This window comes from Sandaracinobacter sp., assembly GCF_041909755.1.
In the GTDB taxonomy this organism is placed as follows: Bacteria; Pseudomonadota; Alphaproteobacteria; order Sphingomonadales; family Sphingomonadaceae; genus Sandaracinobacteroides.
This window is the reverse complement of the sequence record NZ_JAYRCW010000012.1, coordinates 1-15907: the sequence shown is the minus strand read 5'-3', so window position 1 is coordinate 15907 and position 15907 is coordinate 1. Positions and strand designations below refer to the sequence as shown.

Sequence of the window (15907 nt, the reverse complement as noted above, 5' to 3'; positions counted from 1 at the left end):
CAAATGGCGCGCAAGCCGCCTTCAATCAAGACCGGAATGATCGGATTTAGGTGAGACGATCGATATCGGCGTCTTCGATGCCACCCGGCACGATCATCACCATGCAGGGCAATGTCCCGGCCCGTTCCCGCGTGAAGAAGTCGACGAGCGGGCCCGGCTTGCCCTTCGCGGCGGCGGCCAGCACCAGCGCCCGGATCGAGCGGTCCGTCGTCACCACTTCCAGCACGGCGTCGGTCGCGCGGCCGCGCATCAGGCGAACGGCGGGCCTTGCCCCGGTCAGCGCCTCGACTTCGGCGGCGGTTGCCGCCAGCACCGCCTGGCCGGCCTGCTCGGCCTCGGCGTCCATGTCCTGCTGAACGCCGCCCCATTGCACGAACTGGCTTGGCTTCAGCACGTGCAGCAGCATCAGGTTCGCGCCCGTATGATCGGCCCGCAACGCCGCGTAGCGCACGGCCTTGGCGCATTCGACTGTCTCGTCGACGACCACCAGAAAGGTCTGCGCCGTCTCGCTCATCAAGCCCCCTGCCCTGCCCGCACGGTCGCGGACAGGCGGCATGCTAGCAGATGCCGAGGCGGGCTGTCAGCGGGTCTGCGGCACCCGGACGACAGCGCTGCGGCTGGAGGCGCCGGGAAAGTCCTTGAACATGGCGGTCACGAGGTTCGGCATGGTGGACGGCAGGTCGTTCACCCGCGTCGTGGTTTCCGCCCGCCCTTCGAACACGGCCGCCTGGTCGCTGCTGCGCTTGATGGTGACATCAAGGAAGGCCGGATAGACGGTGAAGCTGTAAACTTCCGGTTGATCCCAGAACGGATCGCCCCACGGGCCCCACCAGGCGGGGTGGCGGCCATACCAGCCCCGGCCATACCAGCCCCAGGCCGGCGACGGCGTGCCCGGCCGCGTGGCGAGCCGTTCGCGGCCCGGCCCGGCGCCGAAATCGACCAGAACCGTCAGATAGGCCTGTTCGGGCGTGGCCGCCTGCTGGAAGCCCTGCTTCTGAAGCTCTGTGGCGATCAGGCCGGCATAGGCGGCGAATTCCAGGCTGCCCTGCCGATCGGGCGACGCCGGCTTAATCGCGAACGTCTGCCCCTGCGCCGGCGGCATGGACTGGAAGCTCTGCACCCGCGCCTCGAACGGCTGCGTGCAGGCTGCCAGCAGCCCCAGGGCCGCCACCGCCAGCAGGGTCTGCATGCGTTTCACCGATGTCATCGATCCGGCACTCATCGAACAGGCTCCAGTTCCAGATTTGCTCTTCCGCTCAGATAGCTGAACCCAAGCTGACGCCGGTTCAAGGCGAAATCAGCGTCAACGCACCTCGGCTTGCCGCAATCGCCACCAGCGGCTAAGGGCGCTGACCGGCGCAAGCCCGGGGAGTGGCGCAGTCTGGTAGCGCATCTGCTTTGGGAGCAGAGGGTCGCAGGTTCGAATCCTGTCTCCCCGACCATCCGCACCGCGCGCGACTGGCGGAGCCTGTCTGGCAGGTCTCAGTCGGAATCCCGCCACAGCGCGAGCAGGCGTTCCAGCAGATAGGGGTCTTCCTTTCCGCGTTCGATGGCGGCGGGATCCGCCACATCCGCGAGGTCAACGACCGATGGGCCCGGCCCCGGTGGGGGCTGCTCGATCGCGGCGGCGTCGTGCAGCTTCATCCGCGCCGAGGGCGGCGGCATGATGTCCCTGTCGGGATCGTGGAAGGGGTTGTCGTCGAACTGGGTCTTGAAGGGCGGATCCGACAGATAATCCGGCTTGCGCGCCACGACCGGGGGCCGCCCGCCGATCTGGAGCGCCATTTCATAATTGTTGAGGGCCAGAATCCGGTCTGCGCTGCTTCGGATCATGCCTTCGCCCAGCTTCCGTTCGGCCGCCATCAGATGCGCGCCGGGATCGAGCGCGACAAGTTCCGCCATGCCTTCGGCCGCGAGTTGATTCTGCGCGCCGAAACACTGGATGACGGCGCTGTTGTTGACGATCGTGGGCCAGTCGTCCGGATAGAGCCGCTGGATCTGGCTGGCGTCTTGCCAGAAGCTCCATGTCTGCACGCCATAGCCCCGGAGCAGGGTGACGGCCTGGCGCAGTTCGGCGAGCGGCCCCAGCTGGGCGGCTTCGTCGAGCAGGAACAGGGTGGACTTCTTCGGCCGGCCCAGGCGGCGGGTGATCAGGAACAGCAGCGATGTCAGCCACAGCCGGAGCAGACGACCGTGGCTTTCCAGATTGTGCGGCGGCACCACCAGATAGATGGAGAGCGGATCGCCGCGGGTGACGGCGCTGAGATCGAAGCTGGTGGATGAAACGGCCGCATCCACCTGCGGCCCGCGCAGGAAGCCGATGCCGTTTTCCGTCATCGAGAGAATGGACGCCAGCCCTTCGCGCGCGCCGCTCTTCAGGAGCGAGGCCGCCTCCCGTGCGATGGGGTGGGCGGAATTCTCGATCTCTGCGATGCAGCGGCTGACCGATTTCGGCAGGACATCGTCGCGCGCGGCGCCGGCGACTTCGCGCAAAAGGGTCCGGATGTTGCCGAACGTGCGCATCGAAGGATCGGGATCGATGCAGGCGTGCAGCATCAGGCTGGTCAGCAGGAAGGTGGCGCGCTGGTACCAGTAGGCGTTTTCGGGGTTGGGGCCGCTGTAGTCCGCGAGGCTGCTGGCGAAGCGGGTGGCGATATCGACCGATTCGACGCTGCCGGCGTCGATCACGTCCAGCGGATTGAAGCTGTCGGACGGCTCGCCGGTGACGCCGAAGGGATCGAGAAGCACAACCTTCTGCCCCATCGCGCGCCTGTGCCGGGCCGTGACGGCGTAATTTTCCCCCTTGGGGTCGATCACGATCACCGGGCCGTCGTGGCGCAGCAGCGCAGGGATGATGCAGCAGCGCCCCTTCCCCTGCCCTGTCGGCGCGATGGTGATGAGGTGGCCTTCACCGGACAGCAGGATCGGATCGAGAAAGCCTGTCGAGGGCGTCTGTTCGGGGGAGCCGAAGCTGAAGCCCCAGGGCGGGCTTGCAGGCTCTGCCTCAAGCGACCAGCCCACCAGCAGGCCGGGGGCATCGATCCTGTCCGGCAGGCGGAGCGGACGGTCTGTCTGCTGGTTGAAATCGCCCCTTGCGGCCATGTCAGTTCCCCTCGGGCATGGCAGGGGGCGGGCAGACCGGCGCGCCGCGCGCCAGCCACTGGAACCTGTCAGGGCCGCAGGCCGTTTCCACGCCCAGCGGTTCATCGTCGATCATCTCGATGAGGCCGCTGCGCTGGATGCGAAAGCGGGTCCGGAACAGGGTGCGGCCATAGCGGGCCGCGGCATCAACCACCCAGTCCTCTCCCTCTGCCCGGGCCGTGGGCGGCTGCACGATGGCCTGGAATGGGGCCGTATCGCAATTGTTGTAGGGCGCGAGATCATCTGCCGAGCCAAGCACATGGAAGCGCCCGTCGCCGCCATGCACCGCGCTGCCGAAGACCAGTGTGTAGGCGATCGCGGCGTCTGCGCTGTCGACGGCCTGCCCGATGCGCTCGTTGAGGTCGTGGAGGGGCATGGAGGTGCCGTCGATCGGGATCGCCCCTTCCGCCCCGAACAGGAAGGCGCCCACCATGGCCTCGCCCCGGATCCGGAGGCCGATTTCGCACAACAGGTGCCGCGGATAGCAGGCGAGAGGAGCCGCGCGCACGCCGCCATGGCGTTCATGTTCGCCGGGCCCGAACTGGCGCAGGAACGACGGGCGGAGGGAATCAATGTATCGCTGTTCGAGCTTGAACCGATCGACGCCTGTGATCGCCTTCCATTGGGCCGGAATGAGCGGCGGAAGGGACAGGTCGACCGGGCGTTCCGTCATGCGGGGCACCCTGCCCGGCCGATGGAACCGATGCAACCGGCACAGGCCCGTCGGCCGCCCCGCAAGCCGCCCGGTTGTTCCACGTGGAACACTATCCTACACTTATAATTCAACATGTTGACGTATTTTCCTGTAGGAGAATCTCCAACAAACCCTACAACTTCTTCTTTTCAGGCTCATCGCCGGAAAACAATTCCGCGATCCAGCTGGCGTCGGGCATCACGCGCAGGATCGCCAGCGTGACGACCATGATCTGCACACCGATGAAGGCGCCGGGGATTCCCCAGATGATCGCCCAGAAGAAGACGGCGAACAGCACCAGCACCGGCGACATGGAGAGGGCGGACCCGGCCATCAGCGGCTCGATATAGCTGCCCAGCACGAAGTTGATCGCGCTGGTGCCACCGATCGCCAGCAAAGCCATCCAGACGCTGCCGAACTGTGCGGCGGCAAACAGGCCCAGCGCCAGCGCCACGAGCAGCGGGCCGATGAAGGGGATGAAATTGAGCGTGCCGACGAGGATTGCCCAGGCCAGCGGTTCATCGAGACCGATCAGGCGGAAGAAGATGTAGCAGATCACCGCATCGATCACGCTGACCACCAGCCTGACCTTCATGTAGAGCCGGAATTTCGCCGACACATCCTTCGCCACCACGGAAATCTTCAGATTCGGCCGTTCCGCCTCGATCCGGGCGAGGCGGCGGCCCATGCCTTCGAGATCGGTGAGCCCCAGCACGACGAACACGAACATGAGGAGCGCGAAACCGCTGATCAGGCGCACCTGACCGACAAGCGCCGTGACCGGGCCGATGACCCAGCGGGGATCGAAGCTGGACGGCAGGAACAGTTCCATCGGCATGTTCCGCTCGGAAAGCCAGGCATCCACCTGCCGGTACACGGCATCGAAGCGCGCGAGGTTCGCCACCACCCATTGCACGACCTGCGAAATGCCCCATCCCACGACGGAGAAGAAGATCACCAGCACCGCGAGCGTGAGAAGCACCGTGACCGCCATCGCAAGCCCCTTGCCGATGATCGGCTGGAGCCGGAGCATGAAGGGCGCTGTCAGCGCGATGATGAACAGCGCGAACACGAGCGGCTCGAACACGGCGGCGCCGAAATAGAGGCTGACCATGGCGGCGAGGAAGCCGCAGATGAGAAGCGGGATCCTGGGCAGATCGATCCTGAACCCCTGCCCTGTCGCCATGCCGAACCCCCGAAAGCTGTTGCCCGGGGGCCGTTAGACACGGGTTTTCAGGAGATTTCCAGCGGAAGTCATGGTGCTGCCGGGGAGGATTGAACTCCCGACCTCAGCCTTACCAAGGATGCGCTCTACCACTGAGCTACGGCAGCAGGCCATGACGTCTTGCGGGGCCGTTCGGCCCGTCGCAGGGGCGCGCCTTTCGCGGATGCTGGCCGCGAAGTCAAGCGCGCAGGGACGGATTGCAGCCGAATTCAGGCCGGCTTTTCGGCGTTGGGGCACCCCGGCAGGCGAAGCACCGCCATCAGGCCGCCCAGATCCTCGGATTCGGAGAGGCTGATCGAACCGCCGTAGATGGCAGCCACGTCGCGAACGATGGCGAGGCCGAGGCCGGTGCCGGGTTTGCCGGTGTCGAGCCGCGCGCCGCGTTCGAACATGGTTTCGCGCAGCCTGACCGGAATGCCCTGCCCGTCGTCCTCGACGGCGATCTGCACCTGACCGGCCGCTTCGTCCCGCGAGACGGTGACGAACACGCGGCCGCCGCCATATTTCGCGGCATTGTCGATGAGGTTGCCGGCCAGTTCCTCCAGATCCTGCCGTTCCCCGCGGAAGCAGGCCGCGCGGTCGCCGGCGAGATCGATGACCACGCCCTTTTCGGCGTAGATCCGCTCGATCGCGCTGACGAGACGTTCGAGCGAGGGCCAGACCTCTGCCCGGGCGGTGGCGGACGTGCGCCGCCCCATGGCGCGGGCGCGGGCGAGGTGGTGATCGATGTGGCGGCGCATGGTGGAGAGTTCGCGCACGACGGCGCGCGCGAGATCGGGGCTGTTCGCCGCCGCTTCGTTCGTCAGCACGCTCATCGGCGTTTTCAGCGCATGGGCGAGGTTGCCGGCGTGCATGCGGGCCGCTTCCGCCGCTTGTTCATTGTGATCGAGAAGGGCGTTCAGCTCGTTGACGAGCGGAGCCACTTCGGGCGGGACATCGGTGGTCGGCACGCGGGACATCCGACCGGCGCGGATCGCGGCCATCGCCGCCGAGATCCGGCGCAGCGGCATCAGCCCGTAGCTGGCCTGAATCAGCGCCAGCAGCAGCAGGCCGGCGCCCAGCGCGCCCAGCGCCCACCAGAGTGTGCGGCGGACATCGGCCACCTGGGCATCGAGCTGCTCCGTCGACTGCGCGACCTGGAAGCGCCACACCACCGAGGAGCCGGGAATGATCCCGTCGCGCTCCACGATGCGCAACGGCTCGTTGCGGAAGGCGTGGCTGCGCGAGGTGCAGGGCTCGACGCAGGACACGCTGAAATCGGCCGGAAGCTCCCGATCCCAGAGCGAGCGGCTGCGGAAGGGCATGCGCCCGTCCGCGGCGACCTGCCAGTAGAGGCCGGAATAGGGTTCGTTGAAGCGGGGATCGACGGGCGGCCGGTTGAAGCGGACTTCGCCGAAGGGATCGAGTTCGGCGGCGGCGATCATCGCGGGCAGCGCCAGCGACAGCTGGGCATCGAAATTGCGGACGATGGTGCCGGTGACGATGCGATCCAGCGCGACGCCGCCGATGGCGATGAGCAGCGACGTCCACACCGCCGCCAGCAGGAGCAGGCGGCGGCTGATGGAACCCGGCGCGCGGGCCGGCTCAGCTGTCGAGGCTGTAGCCGAGGCCGCGGATGGTGGTGATGAGATCTGCACCCAGCTTCTTCCGGATTCGCGTGATGAAGACCTCGATCGTGTTCGAATCGCGATCGAAATCCTGATCGTAGATATGCTCGATCAGTTCGGTTCGGGAAACGACCTTGCCCTTGTGGTGCATCAGATAGGACAGGAGCTTGTATTCCTGGGCGGTGAGCTTCACCGGCTCGCCGGCCAGGGTGACCCGGCCAGAGCGGGTGTCGAGCCGGACATCGCCCGCCACCAGTTCCGAGGAGGCGTTGCCCGACGCGCGGCGGATGAGCGCGCGCAGGCGGGCGATCAGTTCCTCGGACTGGAAGGGTTTCGCCAGATAGTCATCGGCGCCTGCATCGAGGCCGGCGACCTTGTCGGACCAGCTGTCGCGCGCGGTGAGGACGAGGACCGGCATCTTGTTGCCGCCCTTGCGCCAGCGATCGAGAACGGTGAGGCCATCGACTTCGGGCAGGCCTAGATCGAGGATGACGGCGTCATAGCTTTCGGTTTCGCCCAGGAACTGGCCTTCCTCTCCATCCTCGGCGGAATCGACGGCATAGCCCGCGGTTTCCAGCGTCTGCCGGAGCTGCCGCTGGAGATTGGGTTCGTCCTCGACGATCAGTACGCGCATGGAAATCCTGCCTCCCGAAAAGTGATGCGGCGGTGGTTCGCCTGTCAATCCCGCTCTGCGACGACGCGCCCTGTGCGGCCATCCACATCGACCCAGACGACGTTGCCGCCGGGCCTGAGGAACTTGAAGCGATAGATGTTGCGGCCGATATCCGGCTCAACCCCCAGATACTCGCCACGGCCGCGCGACTGGGCCGAGCGCATCAGTTCCTCGAACCCGCGGTTTTCACCGCTGCGGCTGGTCTGCCGGGCGTGATCATGATCGGAAACGGCGCGCCCGCGCGGGGGGACCGGGCTGGAGGGGCCTGGCGGCATGGCGGACGGCGGGCGGCCGCCGGATGCGCCGCCGGGGCCGGGGACGAATGCCATCGCCGGCACGGCCGGAACGGCAAGGGCGAGCGCAAGCAGCGGCTGGAACAGGGGAATTCGCTGGAGTTTCATCAATCGGGTTTCCATGCCCTGCCTAGGGCGGAGGCCGTGAACCACTTCTGAATAGACGCCAGCATCGGGATGGGCGTTGCCATGGCGGACCCTGCGTGGCAAGCGCCCGCGCCATGGCAGCCCCCATTGTTTCGCTTGAGGATATCGCACTGCGGCAGGGCGACGGCCTGCTGTTCGAGGACCTGTCGCTGTTCATCGGCGCGAAGGACCGGCTGGCCCTGATCGGGCGGAACGGCGCGGGCAAGACCACGCTGCTGCGGCTGATCGCGGGCACGCTGGAGCCCGACCGGGGGCGGCGGTCGCAACAGCCGGGGCAGAAAATCGTGTTGCTGCCGCAGGACCCGCCGGTGGCCGGGTTCGAGACGCTGGCCGATTTCGCGCTGGCAGCACCGGATACCCCGCCCCGGCATGAAGTGGAGGCGATCGCCACGCAGTTGGGGCTGGACCTGACGCTGGCGGCGGCCAATGCCTCCGGCGGGGAGCGGCGGCGGGCGGCGATTGCGCGGGCGCTGGCGCAGCAGCCCGAACTGCTGCTGCTGGACGAGCCGACAAACCATCTGGATCTGGAAGCGATCGACTGGCTGGAAGGCTGGCTGACGCGCTACACCGGGGCTTTCCTGGTGATCAGCCATGACCGCACCTTCCTGACCCGGCTGACGAAAGCCTGCCTGTGGCTGGATCGCGGGCAGCTGAGGCGGCAGGAGGTGGGCTTCGGCGGGTTCGAGGCGTGGACGGAGGCCGTCTATGCCGAGGAAGCCAAGATTGCCGACAAGATGGACACCAAGATCGCGCAGGAGCTGCACTGGCTGCAGCGCGGCGTGACGGCGCGGCGGCGGCGCAACCAGGGGCGGCTGGAACGGCTGCACCAGATGCGCGCCTCCCGGAAAGCGATGCTGGGGGTGCAGGGCACCGCCAAGCTGGCGCTGGCGACCGACGATGTGAAATCGAAGATGGTGATCGAGGCCGAGAGCGTCACGAAACGTTATGGCGACCGCCCGATCCTGAAGGATTTCTCCATCCGCATCCAGCGCGGCGACCGGATCGGCATCGTGGGGCCGAACGGCGCGGGCAAGACGACGCTGCTGCGGCTGCTGACGGGCGATCTGGAGCCTGACGAGGGGAGGATCATTCGGGCGAAGACGCTGAACGGAATCGCCATCGATCAGCAGCGCAAGCTGATGGAGCCGACCAAGCGGGTGCGCGACGTGCTGGCGGACGGCGGCGACTGGATCGAGGTGCGCGGGCACAAGACGCATATCCAGGGCTATCTGAAGCAATTCCTGTTCCCTCCCAGCGTGGCGGACGCGAAGATCGGGACCTTTTCAGGTGGCGAACGCTCCCGCCTGTTGCTGGCGAGGGAATTTGCGCGGGATTCGAACCTGCTGGTGCTGGACGAGCCCACCAACGATCTCGATCTTGAGACGCTGGACCTGCTGCAGGAAGTGATTTCCGACTATGAAGGCACCGTCCTGATCGTATCGCACGACCGGGATTTCCTGGACCGCACCACCACCATGACGATCGGGCTGGACGGGTCCGGCCGGGCGGACATCGTGGCGGGCGGCTTCCGCGAGCTGGAGCAGCTGTGGCAGGAGCGGACGGCGAAGGCGAAGAAGGCCGCGCCCGCCAAACCGTCCCCCTCCCCGGCCGCGCCATCCGGCCCGGCGAAGAAGCTGAGCTTCAAGGACCAGCATGACCTGGACCGCTTGCCGGGCGAGATGGCGAAGATCGAGGCGGCGATTGCCGCTGCCGAGGCGAAGCTGGGCGATCCGGCGCTCTACGCGCGCGATCCCAAGCAGTTCGACCGGCTGACCGGGGAGATCGACGCGCTGCGCGGCAAGCTGGAGGCCGCCGAGCTGCGCTGGCTGGAAGTGGCCGAGAAGGCCGAGGCGCTGGCGGGCTGACCCCTCAGGCGAAGTCGACGCCCGCCGGCGCGTCCATGTCCACATGCGCCTGATGGCGGCCCTTCCCGTGGAGGGGCGCATTCGGGCAGGTGCTGCGGATGAACTGCTCGACTTCAGGGGCGATGACATCGCGCCATTTGCGGCCGTTGAAGATGCCGTAGTGGCCGACGCCGGGGACCATGAAATAGCGCTTGCGATCCTCTGCCAGGTTCACCGCGAGATCGAGGCCCGCCTTCGTCTGGCCAAGGCCGGAGATATCGTCGCGCTCGCCTTCGATGGCGAAGATGGAGACATCAGTGATGGCGGCCGGATCGACCGGGGTTCCACGATGCGTCATGATCCCGCGCGGCAGATGGTGGTTCTGGAAGACGACATCGATCGTCTGCAGATAGAATTCCGCCGTCATGTCGCAGACGGAGCGATATTCCTCGTAGAAGGTCTTGGTGGCGTCGGCGGATTCGCCATCGCCCTTCACCAGATGCTTGAACATTTCCCAGTGGGAAATCATGTGGTTGCCAAGGTTCATCGACATGAAGCCCGCCAGTTGCAGGAAGCCCGGATAAACCTTGCGGCCCGCGCCCGGATAGAGCGCCGGAACGGTGGCGATCACGCTGTTCTCGAACCAGGCGAAGGGGCGTTCCATCGCCAGCTGGTTGACGGCCGTGGGCGCGCGCCGCGTATCGACCGGGCCGCCCATCATGGTGAGCGTGCAGGGCAGCGCCGGATGCTTTGCAGCCGACATCAGCGCGACCGCCGCATAGACCGGAACCGACGGCTGGCAGACGGCGAGAAGATGGGCGCGGGGCGAACCCGGCGGGGTGATGGCGGAGAGCCAGTCCATCACATAATCCACATAGTCGTCGAGGTCGAAGCGGCCGGCCGACAGCGGGGCGGTCTTCGCGTCGCGCCAGTCGGTGATGTAGACATCATGGCTGGGCAGCATGCGTTCCACAGTGCCCCTGAGCAGGGTGGCGTAATGGCCCGACATGGGGGCGACGATCAGCAGCTTCGGATCATCGGGCGAAGCGCCGATCCGTTCGAACCGCTTCAGCTGGCCGAAGGGCTTGCGATCGACGATCACCTCGATCACCGGCACCTGGCGGCCATCGATCAGGGTGGAGGCGAAGCCGAATTCCGGCTTTCCGCGCGGGGCCGCCGCGTGGGCGAACACGTCAAGCGCGGCAGCCGCGACTTCGCCCGCGCCGGTGTAGGCGAAAGGATTGGCGGGATTTCCCCACCAGTCCGCGCCGATTCGGGCGGCGGTGCTTGCGCCGGTCAGCCATGTGCGGCCCAGTTCATAGGCGTCGTAGAGCATGTTCAACCTCTTTGCCCGCTTCGGCTTTTTTCTGACTTTGCTGCAACGCACAGACATAAAAACGTCATGTCCGCTGTCAGCGCTAGTCGCTGTAACGGGGGGAGGCTAGACCCGGCCCGCGCCCAGCGCACATGTTTTTTTCGCAGTGCAGCAAGATTCACCATGAAGAGGAGAGTGACGGATGGCTGGTGACAACCCGAATTCGAGGCCGCTGGCCGGCCGCAGGGCAGCCGTCACCGGCTCCACCAGCGGGATCGGGCTTGCCATTGCGGATGCGCTGGCGCGTGCCGGTGCAGACGTGGCGCTGAACGGGTTCGGCGACCATGCCCCTGCCCTTGCGCAGGTCGGCGCGCATGGCACGAAGGTCGTGTTCGTGGGGGCCGATCTTTCGAAGGGCCCCGACAGCCAGAAATGGGTAGCCGATGTGCAGGCAGCGCTGGGCGGGCTGGACATTCTGGTGAACAATGCCGGCATCCAGCATGTCGCCCCGGTGGACGAATTCCCCGACGACAAGTGGGATGCCATCCTTGCCATCAATCTTTCCAGCAATTTCCATACGATGAAGGCCGCGATCCCCGCCATGAAGGCGCAGAATTGGGGGCGGATCGTGAATATCGCCTCTGCCCATGGCCTCGTCGCCTCCCCCTTCAAGAGTGCCTATGTCGCGGCGAAGCATGGCGTGCTGGGGCTGACCAAATCGACTGCGCTGGAACTGGCCGAGACGATGGTGACGGTGAACAGCGTCTGCCCCGGCTTCGTGGATACGCCGCTGGTGCGCGGGCAGATCGCGGATCAGGCCAGGGTCAACAACATGAGCGAGGAGCAGGTGGTGAAGCAGATCATCCTTGCCTCCCAGCCGACGAAGCGGTTCGTCACGGCCGATCAGGTCGCGGAAACCGTGCTGTTCCTCTGTTCCGAAGCGGCGAGCGGGATCACCGGCAGCAGCTTCAGCGTGGACGGGGGCTGGACCGCGCGCTGAGGGCGTTCAGCGATAGAGATAATCCCGCGTGACGGGGACGGCATCGCGCTTGCGGGCGAGCTGGATCTGCCAGACGACATGGTCGTCGTGGCGGAAGGCCATGATCGCGCCGGCGAGATAGAATTCCCACATGCGGTAGAAGCGCTCGTCGTAAAGGGCGACGATCTCGGCCTTTTTCGCCCGACAGCGCTTAAGCCAATGCTCCAGGGTCCAGCCATAATGGAGGCGCCACACCTCAATGTCGGTGGGCCAAAGCCAGGCGCGTTCGATGTGTCGGGCGAGTTCCGAATAGGCGGGCGTATAGCCGCCGGGGAAGATGTATTTCGCCGTCCACGGGTCGGTCGCGCCCGGGCCGCCCGCGCGGCCGATGCTGTGCAGCAGCGCGACGCCGTCTTCCGTGAGCAGGCTGGCAAGCTTGTCGAAGAAGGTGGCGTAGTTGGGGCGGCCCACATGCTCGAACATGCCGACGGACACGATGCGGTCGAACGGCCCCTCGACATCGCGATAATCCATCAGCTCGTAGCGGACCTTGCCGCCGATCCCGAGGTCCGCGGCCTTTGCCCGGGCATATTTCAGCTGCTCTTCCGACAGGGTGACGCCCAGCACCTCTGCGCCGGAGACGCGGTGGATGTGGCGCGCCATGCCGCCCCAGCCACAGCCGATGTCCAGCACGCGCATGCCCGGCTTCAGGCAGAGCTTCTTCGCGATGTGATCAAGCTTGTCGATCTGGGCCTGTTCCAGGCTGCTGTCCGCACCCTGGTTGCCTTCGCGAAAATAGGCGCAGCTGTACTGGCGTTCGGGATCGAGGAAGAGATCATAGAGCCTGTCTGACAGGTCGTAATGGTGGGCGACATTGCGCCTTGAGCGGCTGCGGGCGTTCAGCTCATCCCATTTGGCCGCAAGGCGCTGCTGATTCCACATCGCCACCCGCAGCGCATTGCCCCGATCCCAGCGGAGATTGCCGGAGACAAGATCGAGCAGATCGAGGACATCCCCGCTTTCGACGACAAGGCGGCCATCCATGAAGGCCTCCCCCGCGGCGAGCGCCGGGTTTCGCGCGATGCGGCCCGCCGTTGCGCTGTCGGCAAGGCGGACGCGAACCGGTTCGGCCTGCGGATCGCCATAGCGGCGGACCTGGCCATCGGCCGTTGTGAGTTCGAGCGCGCCGCGCGTGATCGCGCGTTTCAAAAGCCGATCCAGAAGCCACATGCCGCTTTTGTGGCCCATCGAGGGCCGGCCACGCAAGCCTTGGCGGGCCGCGCGCAACCTGCTTCAAGGCGGGGGAGGAGACTTTGCAGATGACCATCCGCCCTGCCCTGCTTGCCACCGCGATCCTGCTGGCCGCCCTGCCCGCCGAGGCCGGAGACCGGCGCGGCGACCCTGCATTCCAGGGGCGCTCCCCGGTGATCGCGCGCCATGGCATGGCGGCGACCGCGCACCCCTTTGCCTCTCAGGCGGCGGTGGAGATCCTGCGGGCCGGCGGGTCAGCCGTGGATGCCGCGATCGCGGCCAATGCCGTGCTTGGGCTGGTGGAGCCGACCGGAAACGGCATTGGCGGCGACCTGTTCGCGCTGGTCTATGACCCGGCGACGAAACAGGTGGTGGGGCTGGACGCTTCTGGCGCGGCGCCGCTGAAACTGGATGTGAAGGCGCTGACAGCGCGGGCAACGGCCGCCGGCGGGCTGGACCGGGGCATGGATTCGGTGACGACGCCCGGCACGGTTGCGGGATGGGAGGCGCTGCACAGGCGCTATGGCAAGCTGCCGATGGCGCAGGTGCTGGCGCCGGCGATCCGCCATGCCAAGGAAGGCTTCCCGGTGTCGCCGGTGATCGCGCGCGGCTGGGCGGCGAACCTGGGCAGCTTCCAGCGGGCGGGCGCCGCCATTCAGGGCGAACAGTGGAAAGCGCTGTATGCGCCGACGGGCGCGGCGCCGGTGGAGGGACAGGTTTTCACCAACCCCGATCTGGCCGCCACGCTGGAGCTGATCGCGGCGGGCGGCGCGGAAGCCTTTTACAAGGGTGCGTTCGCCGCCGATTACGAACGGCATTTCAGCGCCTTCGGGCGGCAGCATTCGGCAGCGGACCTTGCCGCGATGAAGGCCGAGTGGGTGGCGCCGATTTCCGCCCCCTATCGCGAGGTGACGCTGTGGCAGATTCCGCCCGCGACGCAGGGGCTGACGACCTTGCAGATGGCGCGGATCGTGGAGCGGTTCCCGATGGCGACGCTGAGCGAGGCGGAGCGCATCCATGTGATCACGGAAGCGAAGAAGCTGGCCTTTGCCGACAGGGCGGTTTTCATCGCCGATCCGCGCCGGGTGACTCTGCCGGTGCAGGCGCTGCTGGCGGATGACTATATCGCGAAGCGCGCCGCGCTGATCCGGATGGATCGGGCGTTGTCCGCCGACGTGCCGGCCGGCGATCCGGAAGGCGAGAAGAGCGACACCACCTATCTTTCGACCGCCGATTCGAGCGGGATGATGGTGAGCCTGATCCAGTCCAACTATGCAGGCATGGGATCGGGCGTGGTGGTTCCCCGCAGCAGCCCCGTGCCGGGCGGGCGGGGAAGCTGGGGCTTCATGCTGCAGAACCGGGGGGCGCAATTTTCCCTGGATCCGAAGGCCCGCAACAGCGTGGCGCCGGGCAAGCGGCCGTTCCACACCATCATCCCGGGCATGCTGACGAAGGCGGGCGAGCCGCTGCTGGCCTTTGGCGTGATGGGCGGAACGATGCAGCCGCAGGGGCAGGTTCAGGTGATGGTGAACCTGGTGGATCTGAAGATGAACCTTCAGGCTGCCGGCGATGCGCCGCGCCTGCGGCATCTGGGCAGCCCCGATCCGGGCGGCGACGGGCGCGAGAAGCAGGCAGGCCTGTATCTGGAAAGCCAGATCGGGGCGGACACCCGCGCCGCGCTGGCGGCGAAGGGGCATGTGTTGCTGGACGGCTATCAGGATGTCGGCGGATACCAGGCCGTGATGTGGGACGCCGCGAACAGGGTGTGGTGGGGCGCGACCGAGATGCGCAAGGACGGAGTTGCGCTGGGCTATTGATAGGCTGGCGGCTTCATCGGCTGACGCTGCCAGCGCGCGAGGCTGCGCCAAAGCCATTCGAAGGGGCCATAGCGGAAGCGTTCCAGCCAGGGCCGCGACCAGGCGAGTTGCAGCGCCCAGATGGCGAGGACGACGCCCAGCACCTGTAGCCGGGAAAGGCTGCCGAACAGGCCGAGGCCGGCGCCGGTGAAGATGAGGTTGCCGAGGATGGAGGCCGCCAGATAGTTGCTGAGCGCCATGCGCCCGCAGGCAGCGAGGCGGCGGACAAGACCCTGGAGCGCGCCGGACTTTACCAGCGCGACGAGGGCGGCGGCATAGCCGAGCGAAACCAGCGGCGCGACCAGCACGCGGGCGGCATCGGTGAAGTAGAAGGCGATCGCGGAGAAGCCCGAGGCGTGAAAGCGCCAGGCCAGCAGCGCGCCGATTGCCCAGCCGACGGGAATGAGGATGGCGGCCACCCGGCGGTAATGGGCGGCCGCAAAGCCACCCTGCCACCAGTTGAGTTTGTAGAGCCCCATGCCGATCAGCATCAGCCCGACGGCTTCGGCGAAGAATTCGAACGGCAGCAGGAAAAAGCGGGCGAACAGCACGGCTTCGTGCCGGATGGCGAGGATGTCAGCGAGGCTGCCGCGGTACATCGCGAGTTCGCGCGCGACATCTTCGGGGGCGCTGTAGGTGGCGCTGCGCAGGCTGTTCCACGCCTCTGTCGCGGCCGGATCCGGGTTTGGCGCAAGGGCGGCGGCCTGCGCCTGCAGCGCCTGCATCCCGAACATGACATTGATGGCGGCCTGCAGGCCAAGCGCGATCACGCCGAACAGGAACAACCGGGCGACGGGCTGCTGCCTGAGCGGCCAGATGGCGAGGCCGGCGAGCGCGAACGGCAGCAGGATATCCCCCGACCAGAGCAGCGACCCGTGGACC

General features: G+C 66.8%; 14 protein-coding genes and 2 tRNA genes. 4 read left to right on the top strand and 12 right to left on the bottom strand.

Annotated elements, in window-relative coordinates:
• Positions 1-46: 46 nt before the first annotated feature.
• Together ACE3O8_RS03240 and ACE3O8_RS03235 are read right to left on the bottom strand one after the other, a co-directional pair.
• Entirely contained in the window at positions 47-514 is a 468-nt protein-coding gene (locus tag ACE3O8_RS03240) for a universal stress protein (protein ID WP_374386716.1), read from the bottom strand.
• 66 nt (positions 515-580) lie between these two features.
• Complete coding sequence (locus tag ACE3O8_RS03235) at positions 581-1222, bottom strand: DUF4136 domain-containing protein (RefSeq protein ID WP_374386714.1); 642 nt, start codon at positions 1220-1222, stop codon at positions 581-583.
• Between the two features lie 143 nt (positions 1223-1365).
• On the opposite strand from ACE3O8_RS03235, the gene ACE3O8_RS03230 reads away from it, so the two are divergent.
• Positions 1366-1442: transfer RNA gene (locus tag ACE3O8_RS03230), tRNA-Pro, on the top strand.
• A gap of 40 nt (positions 1443-1482) precedes the next feature.
• On the opposite strand, the gene ACE3O8_RS03225 is transcribed toward ACE3O8_RS03230, so the two are convergent.
• From ACE3O8_RS03225 to ACE3O8_RS03195, 7 genes are all read right to left on the bottom strand, one after another.
• Positions 1483-3102, bottom strand: coding sequence for a type IV secretory system conjugative DNA transfer family protein (locus tag ACE3O8_RS03225; protein WP_374386712.1), 1620 nt, complete (start codon positions 3100-3102; stop codon positions 1483-1485).
• Position 3103: 1 nt separating this feature from the next.
• Positions 3104-3814, bottom strand: a complete 711-nt coding sequence (locus ACE3O8_RS03220; RefSeq protein WP_374386710.1) for a hypothetical protein — start codon at positions 3812-3814, stop codon at positions 3104-3106.
• 154 nt (positions 3815-3968) lie between these two features.
• Positions 3969-5021: an AI-2E family transporter gene (locus tag ACE3O8_RS03215; RefSeq protein ID WP_374386708.1), complete on the bottom strand. Its 1053-nt coding sequence runs from the start codon at positions 5019-5021 to the stop codon at positions 3969-3971.
• Between the two features lie 71 nt (positions 5022-5092).
• Positions 5093-5167 (bottom strand) — tRNA-Thr (locus ACE3O8_RS03210).
• Positions 5168-5269: 102 nt separating this feature from the next.
• Positions 5270-6691 carry a sensor histidine kinase gene (locus ACE3O8_RS03205; protein ID WP_374386782.1) on the bottom strand — a complete coding sequence of 474 codons (1422 nt, stop codon included), beginning with the start codon at positions 6689-6691 and terminating at the stop codon, positions 5270-5272.
• Positions 6645-7301 carry a response regulator transcription factor gene (locus ACE3O8_RS03200; protein ID WP_374386706.1) on the bottom strand — a complete coding sequence of 219 codons (657 nt, stop codon included), beginning with the start codon at positions 7299-7301 and terminating at the stop codon, positions 6645-6647. The genes ACE3O8_RS03205 and ACE3O8_RS03200 overlap by 47 nt, the downstream gene beginning before the upstream one ends.
• Positions 7302-7345: 44 nt before the next feature.
• Positions 7346-7741 carry a PepSY domain-containing protein gene (locus ACE3O8_RS03195; protein ID WP_374386703.1) on the bottom strand — a complete coding sequence of 132 codons (396 nt, stop codon included), beginning with the start codon at positions 7739-7741 and terminating at the stop codon, positions 7346-7348.
• A 113-nt stretch (positions 7742-7854) separates the two neighbouring features.
• On the opposite strand from ACE3O8_RS03195, the gene ACE3O8_RS03190 reads away from it, so the two are divergent.
• Positions 7855-9645 carry an ABC-F family ATP-binding cassette domain-containing protein gene (locus tag ACE3O8_RS03190; RefSeq protein ID WP_374386701.1) on the top strand — a complete coding sequence of 597 codons (1791 nt, stop codon included), beginning with the start codon at positions 7855-7857 and terminating at the stop codon, positions 9643-9645.
• Between the two features lie 4 nt (positions 9646-9649).
• Here the strand turns inward: ACE3O8_RS03190 and ACE3O8_RS03185 are convergent, their stop codons facing one another.
• The gene (locus ACE3O8_RS03185; RefSeq protein ID WP_374386699.1) at positions 9650-10960 is read right to left on the bottom strand and encodes a polyhydroxyalkanoate depolymerase; all 1311 of its coding nucleotides are present in this window, start codon (positions 10958-10960) and stop codon (positions 9650-9652) included.
• A 181-nt stretch (positions 10961-11141) separates the two neighbouring features.
• On the opposite strand from ACE3O8_RS03185, the gene ACE3O8_RS03180 reads away from it, so the two are divergent.
• Positions 11142-11939 (top strand): 3-hydroxybutyrate dehydrogenase, encoded by a 798-nt coding sequence (locus tag ACE3O8_RS03180; protein ID WP_374386697.1) that lies wholly within the window; start codon positions 11142-11144, stop codon positions 11937-11939.
• 6 nt (positions 11940-11945) lie between these two features.
• Here ACE3O8_RS03180 and ACE3O8_RS03175 read toward each other — a convergent pair whose 3' ends face one another.
• Positions 11946-13148 carry a class I SAM-dependent methyltransferase gene (locus ACE3O8_RS03175; protein ID WP_374386695.1) on the bottom strand — a complete coding sequence of 401 codons (1203 nt, stop codon included), beginning with the start codon at positions 13146-13148 and terminating at the stop codon, positions 11946-11948.
• Positions 13149-13237: 89 nt separating this feature from the next.
• Here ACE3O8_RS03175 and ACE3O8_RS03170 point away from each other — a divergent pair, with 89 nt between their 5' ends.
• Complete coding sequence (locus ACE3O8_RS03170; protein WP_374386693.1) at positions 13238-14986, top strand: gamma-glutamyltransferase family protein; 1749 nt, start codon at positions 13238-13240, stop codon at positions 14984-14986.
• On the opposite strand, the gene ACE3O8_RS03165 is transcribed toward ACE3O8_RS03170, so the two are convergent.
• A partial coding sequence (locus ACE3O8_RS03165; RefSeq protein ID WP_374386691.1) for a DUF418 domain-containing protein occupies positions 14980-15907 on the bottom strand: 928 nt, incomplete at its 5' end. The two genes, ACE3O8_RS03170 and ACE3O8_RS03165, sit on opposite strands and share 7 nt — an antisense overlap.